The sequence below is a fragment of the Porphyromonas cangingivalis genome (genome assembly GCF_900638305.1).
Lineage (GTDB): Bacteria > Bacteroidota > Bacteroidia > Bacteroidales > Porphyromonadaceae > Porphyromonas_A > Porphyromonas_A cangingivalis.
On sequence record NZ_LR134506.1, the window covers coordinates 1,750,837 to 1,766,970 of the forward strand.

A 16,134-nucleotide genomic window follows, 5' to 3' on the forward strand; every position below is an offset into this window, starting at 1 on the left:
GGCTTGCAGACTACAAAGTTGCACAAATTTATCAAAGTATCATTCTTGTCAAACGGTATATATTCAGATGATTAAGCAAATATCATTTCTCCCCAATCATGGTCATACCGGATCATGGATAGATGATTTTGAATTATATTTGTGCTAATATCAAATAAATTAAGCCTTTATGTACAGACAAATTTCAATGCTTTTGGCACTTGCCCTTTCGGTCTTGGGGTGTATAGACAGAGATTATTTCAAGGGCGAAGTACGACTTGTGGCGGAGGAACCGCCCTCCTTGGTCGCTCCTGCGGTCTATGCCTCCGCCAATCTGAAGGACATCCTCATCAAGGGAGACCGGGAGCGTGCCTCCGTCCTCCGGGTGGATGACAAGGGGGTACTCAAGCTCCACAAACGCCTTGAGTCGGTGTATAGAGCCAATCTCCTCGAACTCATACTTCCAGAGAAGAGGGAGTACCGTACACAAGTGCGATGGACGGTACCCCACAGGACATGGTCGGGCTCTGCGGTGGTGATGACCGAGGAGGTGCAGTTGCCTGTGCAAGAGGGCGAATTTCTCCTCAATCTACCCGAAAAAGTCGTCTCCATAGACCGTCTGACTTGGTCTTGTCGTGCGAAACTATCCATCCCCGATCTGCCCGTACACATGAGTTATTCGCTCGAACTACCGGAGATAAAGGACGAAAACAACCGTCCTCTCAAGGTCGAATGGCGCACGGATGAGGGTTCGGGCGAGCTTGACAAGCTCCTGCCCCGACTCACGATGGAGAACAAGAAAGGCAGTGCCATATCCTTGAAGTACCGCTTATCTGCTCGCACACTTGGTACCAAACGCCCCGGCGAGACCCTGCCGAGAGAGATCATGGTGGACTTGGCTCTGTCGGAGTTGGATGTGTCCAACTTTGAGGGACGACTCAGCAATACCATAGACATCAAACCCAAGAAGCCCATCACTTTTGCTTATGACGAATGGGATGATCTCGAAGATCTCGCCATACAAGGTAGCAGTCTCGAACTCGATCTCAGATACAGAGGTAAGATGGGCTTCAGCACCAAAGCAGACATCAGTCTCACCAACAAAAAAGGAAAGACCCTACGCATCAAACCCACCCTGCCCCTCATCACCCTCAATGCCTTGGATACCGAGGGCTCGCAGAAGATACCTTTCGAAGCAGGGGTATTGGACGATATCCTCTCCGGCTTGTCGAAGAGCGGAGTCTCCATAAATGCCTTCTCGCTCGACTTTTCGCGCTCTCAGATCGTGCTGGACAAGGAGAGCTTCATCGATCTATCGTTGGTCTTGGACATTCCGCTGAGGATGAAGTTCGGTCGCCTGCCGATCAAGTTTGACTTCGCAGCTCCGAGGATTCCTCTCAACCAACATATCGACGAGAGTCAAGAGGGTTTGCTCCGCAACTTTGCCTTGGACATCGACGTGAGCAGCAGACTGCCCATAGGCTTCAGGATAGACGGACTGACGATGCTGGACAAGTCCGGCAAGGAGATCGAGCAAGGCAAGATACCGATAGACTTTGACCTCAAAAACAGTCCCGACGGCACGCAGGCACAGGTGAGTAAGCTCCGCCTGGGTCTCAGTCTCGACCAAGTCCGACGCTTGGAGCAGGCACACCGCATCCGCTTCTCGGGCGAAGTCAAGTCTTCGGACAGTTGGGTCGAGCTCCGTCCCGAACAAGATGTCCGGTTCCGCATCATCGTATTGATCAACAGTAAATAAATCATCCCTATGTCAAGCATCGGTAAAAATCTATTCCGCACCCTCCTACTCCTCAGTCTACTTACCTTGACAGGCCAGAGCCTCAGAGCCCAAAGTCCGGAGATACCCTTGATGGGCTCACGGGCGGACTTCGTGCGCATACAGCTCAATCCCTCTTACATCCCTACGGATGTCGACCTTGTCATCGGCATCCCCCTGATCTCCGACATCAGCGTCTCCGCACACGTGCCCTTTACGCTCTACGATGTCGCCAAGCCTTCGGACGACAAGCAGCTCTTGAGGGTGTATTACGACCGCCTTATCAAGAGTCTTTCGGGCAATAACTTAGGTCTCGATGCAGAGGTCAATCTTTTGCAGTTTGGTTTTAAGACAAAGGTAGGCTTCTTCTCGTTTTCGTTCGGGGCGAAAGCATCGGCCTTCGCATCGATAGACAAGAGCTTTGGCACGCTCCTCTCGGAGGGCAATATGAACACCCTCGGTGAGTGGCGACGGGGTCGTATGGGGTCGATGAAGGCTCGTGTCTACAACGAACTTGCCCTCGGCTATGCTACGGACAAGCTCCTCAGCGACGGCCGTCTGCAGGTCGGTGCGCGCCTCAAGCTCCTCGGTGGGCACCTTTATGCAGAGCTTGTACAGAGCGACTTCGGCCTCTATACCTCACCTTCGGGTGACGAGCTTCGTCTCGAAGCCTTTCAGACCGGCTATATCAACGCCAAGGGTCTCCCAAGGACCGATGCTCAAGGCAAGATCGACTGGTCCACTGCGGACGTCGCTTCTGCCGTGACACCACGTTTCCCATCGAGCTATGGTCTCGGTGTCGATCTCGGTGCGAGTTACAAGATCAACGACCGGTGGAGCGTTTCACTCTCGTTGAGAGACCTCGGTTTCATCCGTTGGGCAGGGAGTAACGTGTTGGAAGAAGACCTAATGGGAGACAAGGCCATATCCTTCAAGGGTATAGATGTCTCCGACGGACTCACCTCGACACCCGGAAAGAAGACCAAAACGGATGTCATAGAGACGATGAAAAATGCCTTTTCGGACAACTTCACCTATCGTGAGGATAAGGACATCAGTTCGGCACTCGACGCCAACTTCCACGCCGGAGTGACCTACAACCCCATCGAAAAGCTCGCCATCACCGGTCTCCTCGGTGGTAGCAGCATCCTCGGGCGTTGGCGTCCCGATGTGGCACTCTCTGCGAACTGGCAACCATGGGATCTCCTCGGTACGGCGATCAGTGTCAGCTCCCTACACGGCACGCCCGTGACCGTCGGCTGGGGACTTGTTCTGGGCAATAGGTTGCAGTTCCATTTTGGCGTGAACCACATCCTGCCCTTCAACCTCATCAGCCTTCAAGGTCGTGCAGGGCTCAGCCTGCGCTTCTGAATCTTCTCTGAACATGAAGAGGTAAGCCAAGTATAAAATATGACCGTTACTCCCCCTTGCCCTCACTCGGAGCAAGGGGGAGTACTTTTTTGCCATAAATCAACGAATATCAACCATATCCCTCATCATCCTCTTTTGTCCGACAAAAGTCATAGGATGCGATAAAACGAATCGTAGGATTCGATGACGAAAGTCGTATGACTTGTTTCATCGAATCCTACGACTTTTTTTGTCACTTCAGACGAAACGGCTGTGTCTTGTCGGATGTGATTATCGAACAAAGAATGAATGCTTTGGTCTCTTTGGTATCAATCTCGCTGTCTGTCTCTGTGTCTTTTCTTTTACTCTTGGGCTTGGGGCTTCGAGGGCTTTTGTCATTGTCGCAATCGTTCAGATACCGATAATCGTGAAGATAGTCGGCAGATATAGTGAGACTTAGCATAAATAAGACCTTTCGCCTCAATCCTTCCGATGGGCTTCGGCCGGAAGCTCGATCTGTTTCTGTTTTTGTCCCTGAATATCCGTATTGTCAGAGCCTCTTATTTTTCGTACCTTTGTGTGTTTCACAGTTTTATAAAATCGAATAAGGATATAACGATATACAATGAGAGTCAACTACGACGTCATCGTGGTAGGTGCAGGTCACGCGGGTTGTGAGGCGGCTACGGCTGCGGCACGGCTGGGATCGAAGACCTTGCTCATCACGATGGATACGAACAAGATAGCTCAGATGAGCTGTAACCCTGCCGTGGGCGGTATCGCCAAGGGTCAGATCGTCAGAGAGATAGATGCTCTGGGTGGACACATGGGGGTGGTGTCGGATCAGACGGCCATACAGTTCAGGATGCTCAACCGTAGCAAGGGGCCTGCGATGTGGAGTCCTCGTGCGCAGAGTGACCGTCAGAGGTTCAGCGAGGCGTGGCGTATGATCGTGGAGCAGACGGAGAATCTCTCCGTGTGGCAGGATACGGTCAGTGAGGTGCTTGTCAAGGATGGCGAGGTGAGGGGCGTGCGTACGTTCATGGGCGTGGAGTTCGTGTCTCGTGCGGTGGTCTTGACCAACGGGACGTTTCTCAACGGTCTCATGCACGTGGGTAAGCTCCAGTTTGCCGGAGGTCGTATCTCCGAACCTGCCTCGATGGGGCTCACGGAACAGTTGCGCTCGTTGGGCTTCGAGTCGGACCGGATGAAGACGGGTACACCCATGCGTGTGGATGCCCGTACGATACACTTTGACTTGTGCGAGGTGCAGTATGGGGATGAGGACTTCCATAAGTTTTCGTTCCTCCCGGGGGTGTCGAACAAACTCCTGGTCCAACGCCCTTGTCACATCACCTACACGAACCCCGAGGTGCACAAGATACTCGCCGACAGCCTCGATGACTCTCCGTTGTACAACGGTCAGATACAGAGCATAGGGCCGAGGTATTGTCCCAGCATAGAGACGAAGATCACGACGTTTGCGGAGAAGGAGCGTCATCAGCTCTTCCTTGAGCCCGAGGGCGAGCACACGACGGAGTATTATATCAATGGCTTCTCTTCTTCGTTACCCTACGAGGTGCAGGATGCGGCGATACGTGCCATCCCTGCGCTCAAGGATGCGCACATCCTTCGTCCGGGGTATGCGATAGAGTATGACTTCTTCCCTCCCACACAGCTCAAGCACACGCTTGAAACAATGCTTGTGAAGAGACTCTTCTTCGCAGGGCAGATCAACGGTACGACAGGGTACGAGGAGGCGGCAGGCCAAGGTATAGTGGCAGGAGTCAATGCCCACTTGGCGGTGCACAGTGCTTCGGACGAATTTGTCCTACATCGTGATGAGGCCTACATCGGGGTGCTCATCGATGACCTCGTGACGAAGGGTGTGGATGAGCCTTACCGTATGTTTACGAGCCGTGCAGAGTACCGCATCCTCCTTCGTCAGGATAATGCGGATGCGAGGTTGACACCGCTGGCAGACAAGTTCGGCATCTGTGGCGCGGAGCGTATGGAGCTCCTTCGTCAGAAAGAACGCCTCATGGAGGATCTCGTACACCTTTGTCACAATACTTCGGTGTCTCCTTCGGAGGTGGATAAGCTCCTCGAAGAATGCGGCACGACACCTCTTCGTCACGGTTGTAAGCTCGTCGACCTTGTGCTTCGTCCTACGCTATCGCTGAAGGTGTTGGCAGAGGCTATCCTTCCTCTTTCGAACGCAATCGCTTCATTACCAGGTGATAGACGTGAGGAGATCATCGAAGCGGCAGAGATCGCCATGAAGTATAAGGGGTACATAGATAGGGAAAGAGAACTCGCTGATAAGGCTAAGAGATTGGAACACATTAAGATACGTGGTCACTTTGACTATGACTCGATCAAATCTCTCTCTACCGAAGCGAGACAAAAGCTCAAGAAGATAGATCCGGAGACGATAGGTCAAGCCGCTCGCATCCCGGGTATATCCCCAAGCGACATCAATATACTATTGGTGCTGATAGGTAGATAAACCATTGTTCCACGTGGAACATCATGCTTATTCCAAGAGAAAATATAAAGGCTTCGCTCAATGCCATTCCGGAGAAACCCGGGTGTTACCGTTATCGTAACGATAGTGGTACGGTCATCTATGTGGGTAAGGCGAAGAACCTCAGGAAGCGGGTGTCTTCGTACTTCCAAAAGGAGAACAACGACCCCAAGACACGGGCTTTACTCAGGGACTTGGTGTCGGTGGAATACATCGTCGTAGAGACGGAGCATGATGCCTTGCTTCTCGAAAATAATCTCATCAAGGAGCATCAGCCCATGTACAACATCCTCCTCAAGGAGGGTAACACCTATCCGTGGATCTGTGTCACGAGGGAGCCTTTCCCGAGGATATTTGTGACGCACAAGATGAGTAAGGATGGGTCGTTGTACTTCGGTCCTTATCCGGATCGGAGTCTGCCGTACACGCTGATCAAACTGTTCAAGTGGTTGTTCAAGTTCCGCACGTGCAAGCTCGCCCTCACTCCGGAGAGTGTCAGAGCGGGTAAGTTCCGAGTCTGCCTCCAGTACCACATCAAGAGGTGCAAGGCACCTTGTGTCGGCGATGTCTCGATCGAGGAGTATCGTAAGGATGTGGAGAGCGCGAAGAAGATCCTCAATGGCAACATCAAGGAGGTCGTCAGCGAACTCAAGGATGCCATGCTGACCCATGCGGAGAAGTTGGAGTTTGAGAAAGCCCACGAGATACAACAAACGATCATTGCACTCGAAAATCATCAAGCAAAGTCGACCATCATCAGCGATGTCATCGGGAATGCTTTGGTGGTGTCTTGCGAGTCGGACAGCGAAGCGTTTTATGTCAATTATCTTGAGCTACGACATGGCAATATCATCGCCGGAAAGACGATGGAGTACAAGATGAGACTGGAGGAGGATAAGGACGATGTGTTGGCTTCGGTCGTGCAGGAGCTGATACAGACGAGCCGAAGTGGCAGTATCAAGGAGGTGATATTACCGTTTGATCCGGGCTTCAAACTCGATGCTTCCGTATCGATCACCGTGCCTCAGAGGGGCGACCGAAAGAGGGTCTTGGATCTTTCTCTCGAAAATGTCCGCCAGTATATGACCGACAAGTATAAGCAGGCGGAGAAACTCAATCCTGAGCAACGCAATACCCAACTCCTTCGCGAACTCATGGTGACGGTAGGATTACCTACTCTGCCTTACCACATAGAGTGCTTCGACAACTCAAACATCGCAGGGGATGCCCCTGTCGCTGCTTGTGTCGTCTTCAAGGGTGCTCGCCCCTCCAAGGCGGACTACCGACACTACCATATACGTGATGTCGTCGGACCTGATGACTATGCTTCGATGAGCGAGGTCGTCAAGCGTCGTTACAGCAAGATGATCGAAGAAGGGGCTGATCTCCCCGACCTCATCATCACGGATGGTGGCAAGGGGCACATGAGCACCGTCTCTGCTGCCCTTGCTGAGCTTGGTATCGAGGTGCCCATCCTCGGTCTGGCGAAGGATAAACACCATAACACCGCCAACATCCTTTTCGGTGATCCTCCCCAACTCGTCGGCATCATGCAGCGCAGTCAGGCCTTCCATCTCTTGACGAGGATACAGGATGAGGTGCATCGTTTTGCGATAAAGTTTCACAGAGAGGTGCGTGCCAAGAAGCAAAACAGATCACAGCTGGACGACATCAAGGGCATAGGTCCGGTGACCAAGAAAGCCCTCCTGTCGCACTTCAAAAGCATCAAAAGAATACGTTCGTCTTCGCTCCAAGACCTATCCGATGTCATAGGCGAGAGCAAGGCAAAGATCATATACAACTACTTCAATAACGAGCAATGAAAGTCGTAATCCAACGGGTCACCGAAGCCCGACTCACGATAGATGGCACCGTGTATTCGGAGATCGGTGCAGGGATGGTCATCCTCCTTGGCATCAGTGTCGACGATACCGCAGAGGATATGGATTATCTCCTGAAGAAGATACCGAAGCTGCGTATCTTCGATGACGAGTCCGGGGTGATGAATCTCGACATCACCCAAACGTATCCGAGCGGAGATATACTCCTCGTGTCGCAGTTCACGCTGCTTGCCGATACACGCAAGGGCAACCGTCCATCGTACATCGGAGCTGCAAGACCCGAACAAGCCATCCCCCTTTACGAACAAATGGTCGAAAAACTATCCGAAAGTTTGGGAAAGCGAGTTCAAACCGGTAAATTTGGGGCTGATATGAAGGTTGCCTTGGTCAATGACGGTCCTGTCACCATCATCATAGACAGTAAGAACAGATGAATACAAATCAATCATCTCTCTCCTCCCCTACCCTATCCGAAGTGCAAGAGTCGGTAGACCGATGGATCAAAGAGTATGGGGTAAGGTATTTCTCTCCTCTGACGAATATGGCTATCCTCACCGAGGAAGTCGGCGAAGTGGCTCGGCTCATGTCGCGTATCTACGGTGATCAGTCCGCGAAGAAAGGCGAAGATATCTCGACCGATAAGCTCGCAGACGAACTCTCCGATATCCTTTGGGTCGTTGCTTGTATCGCTAATCAGACCGGTTGTGACCTCTCTGAGGCTTTCAGACGAAACATAGACAAGAAGACCTCAAGGGACAAAGACAGACACATCAACAATATCAAACTGAAAGAATAACTACACAAAAATATTAAGATATGATTAACATGAAGAGTAAATTTCAAGAAGCATTCGAAGGCTTCTCTCCCGTCCTTTCTGACGAACAAATCAAGGCGGAGATCCAAAAGATCATCGACAAGCACTACGACAGCCTCAACAACAAGGACAGCATCAAGCTCATCCATAGCTGCGTAGACCTTACATCTCTCAATCCCACCGACCACGTCGATCACATCTACAACTTCGTAAAGCAGGTCAACGAGCTCGATGAGACCAATCCTACCATCCCACCCGTTGCTGCCATCTGCGTGTACCCCAACTTCGTCAAGACTGTCAAGGATGCCCTCATGGTTCAGGACGTCGCGATCGCTTGTGTATCGGGTGCATTCCCATCCTCACAGTCCTTCCTCGAAACAAAGATCGTGGAGACCGGTCTCGCTGTTGCAGATGGAGCTGACGAAGTAGATATTGTCCTTCACCTCGGCAACTTCCTTGCAGGCAACTACCAAGAAGTCGCTGACGAGATCCAAGAGATCAAGGCGGCTTGCAAGGGCAAGAAGCTCAAAGTCATCCTTGAGACGGGTGCACTCAAGAAGGCGGAGAACATCCAACGTGCTTCTATCCTCTCACTCTTCTGTGATGCCGACTTCATCAAGACATCGACAGGTAAGGAGTATCCAGGAGCATCGCTCGAAGCTGCTTATGTCATGTGCCAAGTCCTCAAGGAGTACGATGCCAAGTATGGTATCAAGAGAGGGCTCAAGGTGTCCGGCGGTATCCGTACCACCGAAGAGGCTATCAAGTACCTCTGTATCGTGAAAGAGATCCTCGGCGACGAATGGATGAACAACAAGCTCTTCCGTGTCGGTGCTAGCTCTCTCGTCACAGATCTTCAGAAGAGGCTCGACTAAGCTGTCATAACATCATCATCCGGATCCATCATGGGTCGAGGGTACCTTGTCTTCGGATAAGGTACCCTTTTTTGTATTTCAGGTCGAAAAAAACGACGCTCATAAATGGTTCTAAAAATGGAGATCTCTTTTTGGGCGATATGTTTATCCAAAATAAAATTGAGTCGTAAATTCGAGCTGTAAATGGCGAATAATCGAGTGCTGTTCGTCATCCTCCTTCATCTAAGCCTCATTTTGGCTCTCCCCTACCCTATCTGTGTCAAAAGTGATGGTGAATGATGTTTCACACGAATGACGAACGTAAAGATGTTTTATCCGTCATCCGATTTTTCACTTTGTGTCGTCTCTCAGACGAAAGTCACATTTTTCCTCTCGTGGAGGTTTTGGATATCTGTTGTTTCACGGCGGAGGTATGGTAGATACACAAAAAAAGAAATACCCGTAAGGTAGGACTGCCTCACGGCATGCCAGCTTACGAGTATTTAGCACTGTCGTTGCATAACGAATGAGTACTGCGTAAAAACTCTTAAAAAAACTCAGTACCTTACAGTGATATCTTTCTCAAGCGAATTGTAAGTTCAAAATCATGACCAAATCCTCCCATATCTCTGAATTTCATGAGAAATCGGTTTGACAAACCATTCATAATTGATAGCTTTACGACATGGTTCATTTACAAAATAATTATCCTTGAAATGTGTTCTTCAGAGAGGACATTGACCTGTACTACAAAAGTATAAAATAAAATTAAAATAACACAATAAGGAAACGAATAAATTTTCTCTAATGGCGTTAAAAGTCGAGATTTGCCTGAAAAAACCATTAAAAAAACGTGAAATGCTTCTTTTGAGCCGTTCGAAGAGCATTTATTCGAGGGATATCATCATCCGAAACATACTCGGTAAGCCGATACCTGCGGGTGAGCATAGGGACGAAAGTAAGGATATTCAGATCCTTCTGGAAGCTTGTGAGGCACTCTCGAAGTGTTATTTAATGTGTAAGGATCATAATTTAAGTTCTCCTGTCTACATCCATCAGTCCGGCACCGCCATGAGACTGATGACCGCCCTCTTATCCTGCTCGGAGGGTAGCTTCATCCTCCGAGGTGACCCCCAGGTGCAGAAAAGACCCATCGCACCCCTTGTCGATGCGCTCAAGACTCTTGGCGCAGACATTACTTATATGGATAAGGAGGGGCATCTCCCTCTACTCATCCGAGGGTGCAACCTCGCTTCGCATGGCACGATCGATGCCCGAGGATGGGAGAGCTCGCAGTATGTGAGTGCCCTGCTCCTGATTGCCCCGAAGGTCAAAGGTGGTCTCAGGTTGCTTAGAAGCAGACAAGATGGATCTACCCCATATATAGACCTCACCATCGAACAGATGAAGAGGTATGGTGCATCCGTGGTGTGGCAAGGCGATCTCATCACCGTCTCCGACACGCCCTACCGCCTACCTCCGCAGATCACGGATGAGAGGGACTGGAGCAGTGCCGGATACTGGTATCAGCTCCTTGCGCTACATCCCGACTTGTCTGAGCTGTATCTGCCCGGGCTTTTCTTCACCGACAGCCTCCAAGGCGACAAGACCGTCGCAAAACTTTTTGAGGCTTTCGGCATATACACCGCCGAGAGTAGCGGTGGGGTTACACTCTCCAAGCGTATTCCCACCGATCCGGATCAAGGCGAAGTCCCCACCATAGATCTCTCACACTATCCCGACCTCTTCCCCACCCTTGCGGTGAGCTATGCCATGCTCGGAAGGAGTGTGCACCTCGTCGGTCTTCGTAGTCTTGCGATCAAGGAGAGCAACCGTCTCGATACCGTCCTTTCGGGTCTCCGAGCCATGGGGTTCACCGACGGTTTGAGGTACGACAGTGATACCTTCTCGTACGACGGCACCCCTCGAAATCCCTCTTCTACACCCATCATCATTGACAGTCACGACGACCACCGCATAGCGATGAGTTTTGCCATTGCAGGAGCCACCATGCCCATAGGTCTCACTGTCGAAGGAGCAGAGAGCGTCCGTAAGAGTTACCCCGCCTTTTGGGACGAGCTTTCCAAGGTCGCCACCCTCCGTCCCCATCCTATCCCCTCTCTCCCCTGATCATTCTCTCCCCCAAAAAAAGTCGTTAGATTCGATGACGAAAGTCGTTAGACTTGTTTCATCGAATCTAACGACTTTTCATCGACCTTCCTATGACTCCTTCTGTGCAGATGGTGTGTCGGGATCGGGAGTGCTCAGGGGCTCTACTTTTTTCTTTTACTCTGGGGGAAATATGATATTTGCACGCATTGATAGGGATTTACGGTCTGTCTTTATGATTGATAAACAGATACTATGGAAATAATATCGTCTTTCGAAAACCTTGAAGTCAACTCTTCTTCCCTCCCTTGTGTGGAGGAGATGTTTTGCAGTGACACAGTCCTTATCTTCAGAAACGCAGTGGTTGTGACGAATCTATCATCCACACCATAGCCGGTGCATGCAGCGTGCGGAGTCTCCCCTACTACGAAGCCTGAAAAATCAGGGATTATGTCTTCTATGAGCTCGAAATACGTGTGTCGTGACACAACGGACCAATGTGTCACTACTATTTGGCTTGTATCACACACAAAAAAATGGGTACAGCTCTTGCAATCATCCCCCTACGAAATAAAATAATCCCCTCAGAAGCCTATAAATGGCCGTAATCGTGTCCGAAATGCTTTTCGTGTTGTCCCCTCCAAAAATCGTTCTGACGCGCGTCAGAATGAATTCCGGCGCATTACAGAATACTTTCTGTCGGGCTATGTAATATCAACACTCGATTTATGGTCTCCATGCTTCATATGACCGGAAAGCTGGGGTTGTTCCGTACGTCTGTATATAAAAAGCTGGCTTGGGGGCAGGGATTATGAGGTTTGATCCCTGATTTTCTGTGCATACGGAAGTATTTGTCGCTCTCTTACCTCGCTAAGTAACCATGACGCCATAAAAAAGCCCGATCCGATGTCGACTCTCGTCGGGGATCGGATCGGGACTTCAGAACTATTAGATTGAAAGATGATTTATCTTGTGTAGTAAGGTATATGTACCTTGAATCGTGGATGACGGAGGATGACCGTACCGGTCTTCTCTCTGATCTCCTCGATGGTGAGGCTGTACTTGCCTGACGCTATTATGGGCTCTTCATTGCCCTTATTGAGCAGATCTACCTCGATGATGTCCCCGAGCTTGGGGTTGATGACTTCGGGTGTGATCTGGAGTGAAGCACCGTTGTAGGTGGTGATCCATCCTCCATAGGGTCGTGCGCTGTTGTGCATCGTCACTCCGAAGCCCTCTTTCTCCACCATCATCACGCATCGCATGATCTCATTGCTGCTGTAATACTTCCTGTCTGTGCCATAGACGCCGGGCTCGATGATCTCGTCGGCGACTTTGACCTTGACATGGAGCTTGGCTTCGGTGCCGTTTTCGCCTGTGGCGGTGATGTCCACTGCTCCCTCATAGTGGGCGTGCATCTCAAGGATGCCCGTCCTGCCGTTCCATCTCATGGAGAGGATGTTGTGTGGGTCTACCTTTTTGAGCGTGACGTTTTCGCCACCGCCGGCAAGGCTGACGTAGAAGATCTGATCCTTGGGATATACCACGATGGAGTCGTGGCTGAAGCCGAGCGTCGGTGGGACGACACTGATCTTGAGGCGTGCTCTCTTGTCATGAGAGGTGACGGTGGCGAAGGTCTCACCCTCAAAGAGTCCTTTGACTCGGAGGGTATCCCTGCTGATGGAGACGGAGGCGATGCGTGAGTCTTCGACATTGACCCTGAACTTCCCATTACCACCGCTGAGGAGGATCTTGCGCTCTGTCTGACGGTTGAGTGCGACCTCTTTCAGCATCTCTTCCTTACCGATCTTGATGTCCGAGATGGGAGTCTTGTCTTCTTCCTTACAGCTCTGAAAAGAGAACAATAGGAGGGCGACAAGGGAGGTATAGAGTGTTGTTGCTTTTGTTGTCATACTGTATCGTTCGGATGGAATTTATCAGTTAGTGATGTAGATGCGATAGGAGAGTCTGAACTTATTGCCATTGCCTTCGTCGATGTTTACGACGAGACGATGCTCGCCCTTTCCGGAGAAGACCAGATAACCATCCTGAAGCTCTGCCGGTGCACCGTCGATGATGTAGGTGATGGTGGCGGTGGAGGAGCCGAGGTCATTGAAGTAGGGTTTGATGCGTCTTTCGCTACGTCCGTCGGGGTAGATCGTACGCAGGTAAGGGGTACGATCGGGCGCATCCAGGGCTTTCTCCAAAGGCTTGGTACGGTAGTATTTTGTGGGTGAGAAGTCAGACTTCTTTGTCCCCTGTACGGAGCGTATCTTGACGGCATGAGGACTGTCCGGATTGAGGTTGTCGAGCGTGAAGCTGTTGGTCTTGATGTCGGTATAGAGCTTGTTGTTGACAGAGACCTCCCATGTGATCTTGGGATCTCCGGCTCTGTCCCAGGTAAACTCAATCTCTCTCTGATGAGAGGTCGCACGGATATTGGCCGGCGGTGTGAGTGGCTCGGGTATATCTCCTTCATGGAGAAACATCTCGACATCATCGAAGCTGACTTGTCCGCCATTGTTGTAGTCCAATGTGAACTTGAGCTCTCCCCTATCGGCATCCGCAGGGACACGGAAGTAGAGCTCCTCCTCCACCCACGTCTCCGCAGAGGTCTTGACAGTGGACTCGGGAGATACTCCTTTGTGGGTCTCACCTTGATACCACGTAAATCTGACTTTTATGACGAGATTTCTCTTGTTCCCTTTGTGCCAGAAGGTCAATCGATAGGCTTTGCCGCCCTCTACGGGGACGTTGCCGGGATCATCGACATCCAAGGTGTGGAAGTTGCCCCCGTTGGCATACACGTGTAGGAGATAGCTCCCTTTGCCACCGGGGCGTTGGCCCTCCCTCTTCATCCCAAAGAGGGTGTTGCTCACGAGCCATCCCAAAGGCCTTTCGCTCAGTCCGGCTTGGATAAACTCTTCGAACCCTCCGTGACGGAGTACATTCTGCTGGGCTTTGAGATCGGTGTGACAGGTCAACCCCATGAGGGCCGAAAGGAGTAGGATCAGTATCTTATTTTTCATCATGATCAATTATTTTTTTATGTCTTCGGGCGTGATACCTATGGCTTGTCCGAGGCGCATCGCTATATTGCGAAGAGACCCCTTGGTCGCTGCATCGGAGAGGAGTCGCTTGCTGTCCCACAAGCCCTCGCCCTCTCCAAGGCTTTGTAAGATGTCTTCTATGTCGGCTTGAGTGAAGTATGGCTTGCCCTCTGCATCACGGATGAACATTGCAGAATAAATGAGTCCGCAGGCTTGTGAGATGAATCGGAAGGCGTACTTGGGCTTCTCCTCAAGGTTTGCCATCGTGTTGGGGCCTACCAAGAGGTGCATGGCTCTGATGATCAGTACTCTGGCAAGCTCTTCTCTGATGATCTTGGCCTGGGTAAGCATATCTGAGTATCTGAACGTGTCCATGACGACACGCCCCTCGACAAAGGCTCTGAATATCTTGTATTCGCTGTCTCGTAGTGCAGGGATACCCTCGGCTTGTGCCAATGGTCTCCAAAAGGCGTAGTAACCATAAGCGAGATCCCAGTGGTGCTCAAGGACGGTGTAGTTGCGTCCGGAGGGCAGGGTCACCGACTCGTGCGCCTTTCGGATGGCTTCGTCTCCCAAGGTCTTGGGGTCAAGATGGATGTTGAGGATCTTGTCCAGATATACCGCTCCCATCACGGCATATTTGAATATGTCTGCGACGACGAAGCCTTTCTCGTCTACGAAGTAGATGTCTCTGTCACCTATATTTTTGCCTACGTAACCGGTATTGCCGGGCTTGGCCTCTTGTCTGCGGTGCTCTACGTAGTCGGGCTTCCCTTTCCCTGCTATGGCGGCAGAAGCATCGATGAGTCCGTCGATATATGTCCGGACTTCAGCACGCATGGAGGAGGCAAACTCCGACTTCGCGATCTCTTCGCGAGGCTTGAAGCCGAAATCCCCCTCTCGGTAAAGCCCCATGATGTGATCATAGTCAGCGGCTGCGCCAAGACGTGCCTCCCTCAATCCGCTCTCGTAGATATAATCCAATGGGGTGCTCAGGTACTCGCACTCCTGGATGTCCACACTGCTGCTGCCATTGCGTGCAAATGAGTACTTGGGCTCGGGGAAGAGTGGTGGTATGTATGCACTCTCGACGACCTCTCCGGGGCGATGATGGGTACAGCCTCCCAAGAGTATGCCCCCTATGATCGCTATAATGTATTGCCATTGTTTGTCCATTATCTGATCTTTGCTTTAGGGTAAAATAATGAATTCGCAGTAAGGCGTCCTAAGTTTGTTCGGCCCTTCTTCATTCTGATATTGCTCCGTGGATAGCTCGGGTGTCTCTACAAGACCATCGACAGAGGTCGCTTTGATGCTTGCTTTGACGTTCGAATTTCGAGGCCCTACACCGTTCACGGACAAGTACATGGGGAAGCCCGAACGCACCTTGAAGGTGATTTCCTTTATGATGCCGTTTTCCATCACCGGAGGTGCTTCTTCGTCCTCCTCGTCACCTGCTCCATCCTCTCCACAGACGATGACCACGAGCTCCTTTTTCTCATTGATGTAGGAGACGGTATATTGCGAAGTCGAATGATCGACAAAGCGACCGTTGTTGTCCACTTCGTTGAACACGCACGTCAGTACTACTTCATATTCGTCGCCTGCCGGTACATCCTCTCCGGGATAGGTATAGTTTTCGAGAGCCAGTTCGGGATCGCATGGCTTCACGACCATGTCTCCCCTTATGTTGTCGGGTTTGTCTATGCCACCGAAGGGAAACAACTTATCATAGTCCTCGGGTGCTGGGTCTCTGTCGATCCTGTTGCACGAGGGGAGGAGAAGTAGCAAGAGTAAAAATAAATATCTCATAATGATCGTTTTATCCATGAA

12 protein-coding genes are annotated in these 16,134 nt (G+C 50.9%); 8 read left to right on the forward strand and 4 right to left on the reverse strand.

Annotated features, from left to right (window positions below; all coding sequences use genetic code 11):
- The first annotated feature begins 169 nt into the window (after positions 1-169).
- From EL262_RS07220 to EL262_RS07255, 8 genes are all read left to right on the forward strand, one after another.
- The gene (locus EL262_RS07220; RefSeq protein ID WP_126464394.1) at positions 170-1,738 is read left to right on the forward strand and encodes a hypothetical protein; all 1,569 of its coding nucleotides are present in this window, start codon (positions 170-172) and stop codon (positions 1,736-1,738) included.
- A gap of 9 nt (positions 1,739-1,747) precedes the next feature.
- On the forward strand, positions 1,748-3,127 hold the full coding sequence (locus EL262_RS07225) for a DUF5723 family protein (protein ID WP_025838719.1): 1,380 nt from the start codon (positions 1,748-1,750) through the stop codon (positions 3,125-3,127).
- 604 nt (positions 3,128-3,731) lie between these two features.
- A complete protein-coding gene (gene mnmG, locus EL262_RS07230; protein WP_025838714.1) occupies positions 3,732-5,615 on the forward strand; it encodes a tRNA uridine-5-carboxymethylaminomethyl(34) synthesis enzyme MnmG in 1,884 nt (627 codons plus the stop codon).
- 23 nt (positions 5,616-5,638) lie between these two features.
- Complete coding sequence (gene uvrC / locus EL262_RS07235) at positions 5,639-7,456, forward strand: excinuclease ABC subunit UvrC (protein WP_025838712.1); 1,818 nt, start codon at positions 5,639-5,641, stop codon at positions 7,454-7,456.
- Positions 7,453-7,908 carry a D-aminoacyl-tRNA deacylase gene (dtd, locus tag EL262_RS07240; protein ID WP_025838710.1) on the forward strand — a complete coding sequence of 152 codons (456 nt, stop codon included), beginning with the start codon at positions 7,453-7,455 and terminating at the stop codon, positions 7,906-7,908. Before uvrC ends, dtd begins: the two co-directional genes overlap by 4 nt.
- The gene (locus tag EL262_RS07245; RefSeq protein ID WP_025838708.1) at positions 7,905-8,270 is read left to right on the forward strand and encodes a nucleotide pyrophosphohydrolase; all 366 of its coding nucleotides are present in this window, start codon (positions 7,905-7,907) and stop codon (positions 8,268-8,270) included. The genes dtd and EL262_RS07245 overlap by 4 nt, the downstream gene beginning before the upstream one ends.
- A gap of 20 nt (positions 8,271-8,290) precedes the next feature.
- Positions 8,291-9,163, forward strand: coding sequence for a deoxyribose-phosphate aldolase (deoC, locus tag EL262_RS07250; RefSeq protein WP_036850369.1), 873 nt, complete (start codon positions 8,291-8,293; stop codon positions 9,161-9,163).
- Between the two features lie 837 nt (positions 9,164-10,000).
- Positions 10,001-11,272 (forward strand): 3-phosphoshikimate 1-carboxyvinyltransferase, encoded by a 1,272-nt coding sequence (locus tag EL262_RS07255; protein ID WP_025838703.1) that lies wholly within the window; start codon positions 10,001-10,003, stop codon positions 11,270-11,272.
- A 944-nt stretch (positions 11,273-12,216) separates the two neighbouring features.
- On the opposite strand, the gene EL262_RS07260 is transcribed toward EL262_RS07255, so the two are convergent.
- From EL262_RS07260 to EL262_RS07275, 4 genes are read right to left on the reverse strand one after another with little or no spacing between them, the layout of a single operon-like run.
- Positions 12,217-13,164, reverse strand: coding sequence for a hypothetical protein (locus tag EL262_RS07260; protein ID WP_036847408.1), 948 nt, complete (start codon positions 13,162-13,164; stop codon positions 12,217-12,219).
- 24 nt (positions 13,165-13,188) lie between these two features.
- On the reverse strand, positions 13,189-14,283 hold the full coding sequence (locus EL262_RS07265; RefSeq protein WP_126464395.1) for a fibronectin type III domain-containing protein: 1,095 nt from the start codon (positions 14,281-14,283) through the stop codon (positions 13,189-13,191).
- 6 nt (positions 14,284-14,289) lie between these two features.
- Positions 14,290-15,477 (reverse strand): DUF4856 domain-containing protein, encoded by a 1,188-nt coding sequence (locus tag EL262_RS07270; RefSeq protein ID WP_078735895.1) that lies wholly within the window; start codon positions 15,475-15,477, stop codon positions 14,290-14,292.
- Between the two features lie 15 nt (positions 15,478-15,492).
- The gene (locus EL262_RS07275) at positions 15,493-16,113 is read right to left on the reverse strand and encodes a hypothetical protein (RefSeq protein ID WP_025838700.1); all 621 of its coding nucleotides are present in this window, start codon (positions 16,111-16,113) and stop codon (positions 15,493-15,495) included.
- Between the last annotated feature and the right edge of the window lie 21 nt (positions 16,114-16,134).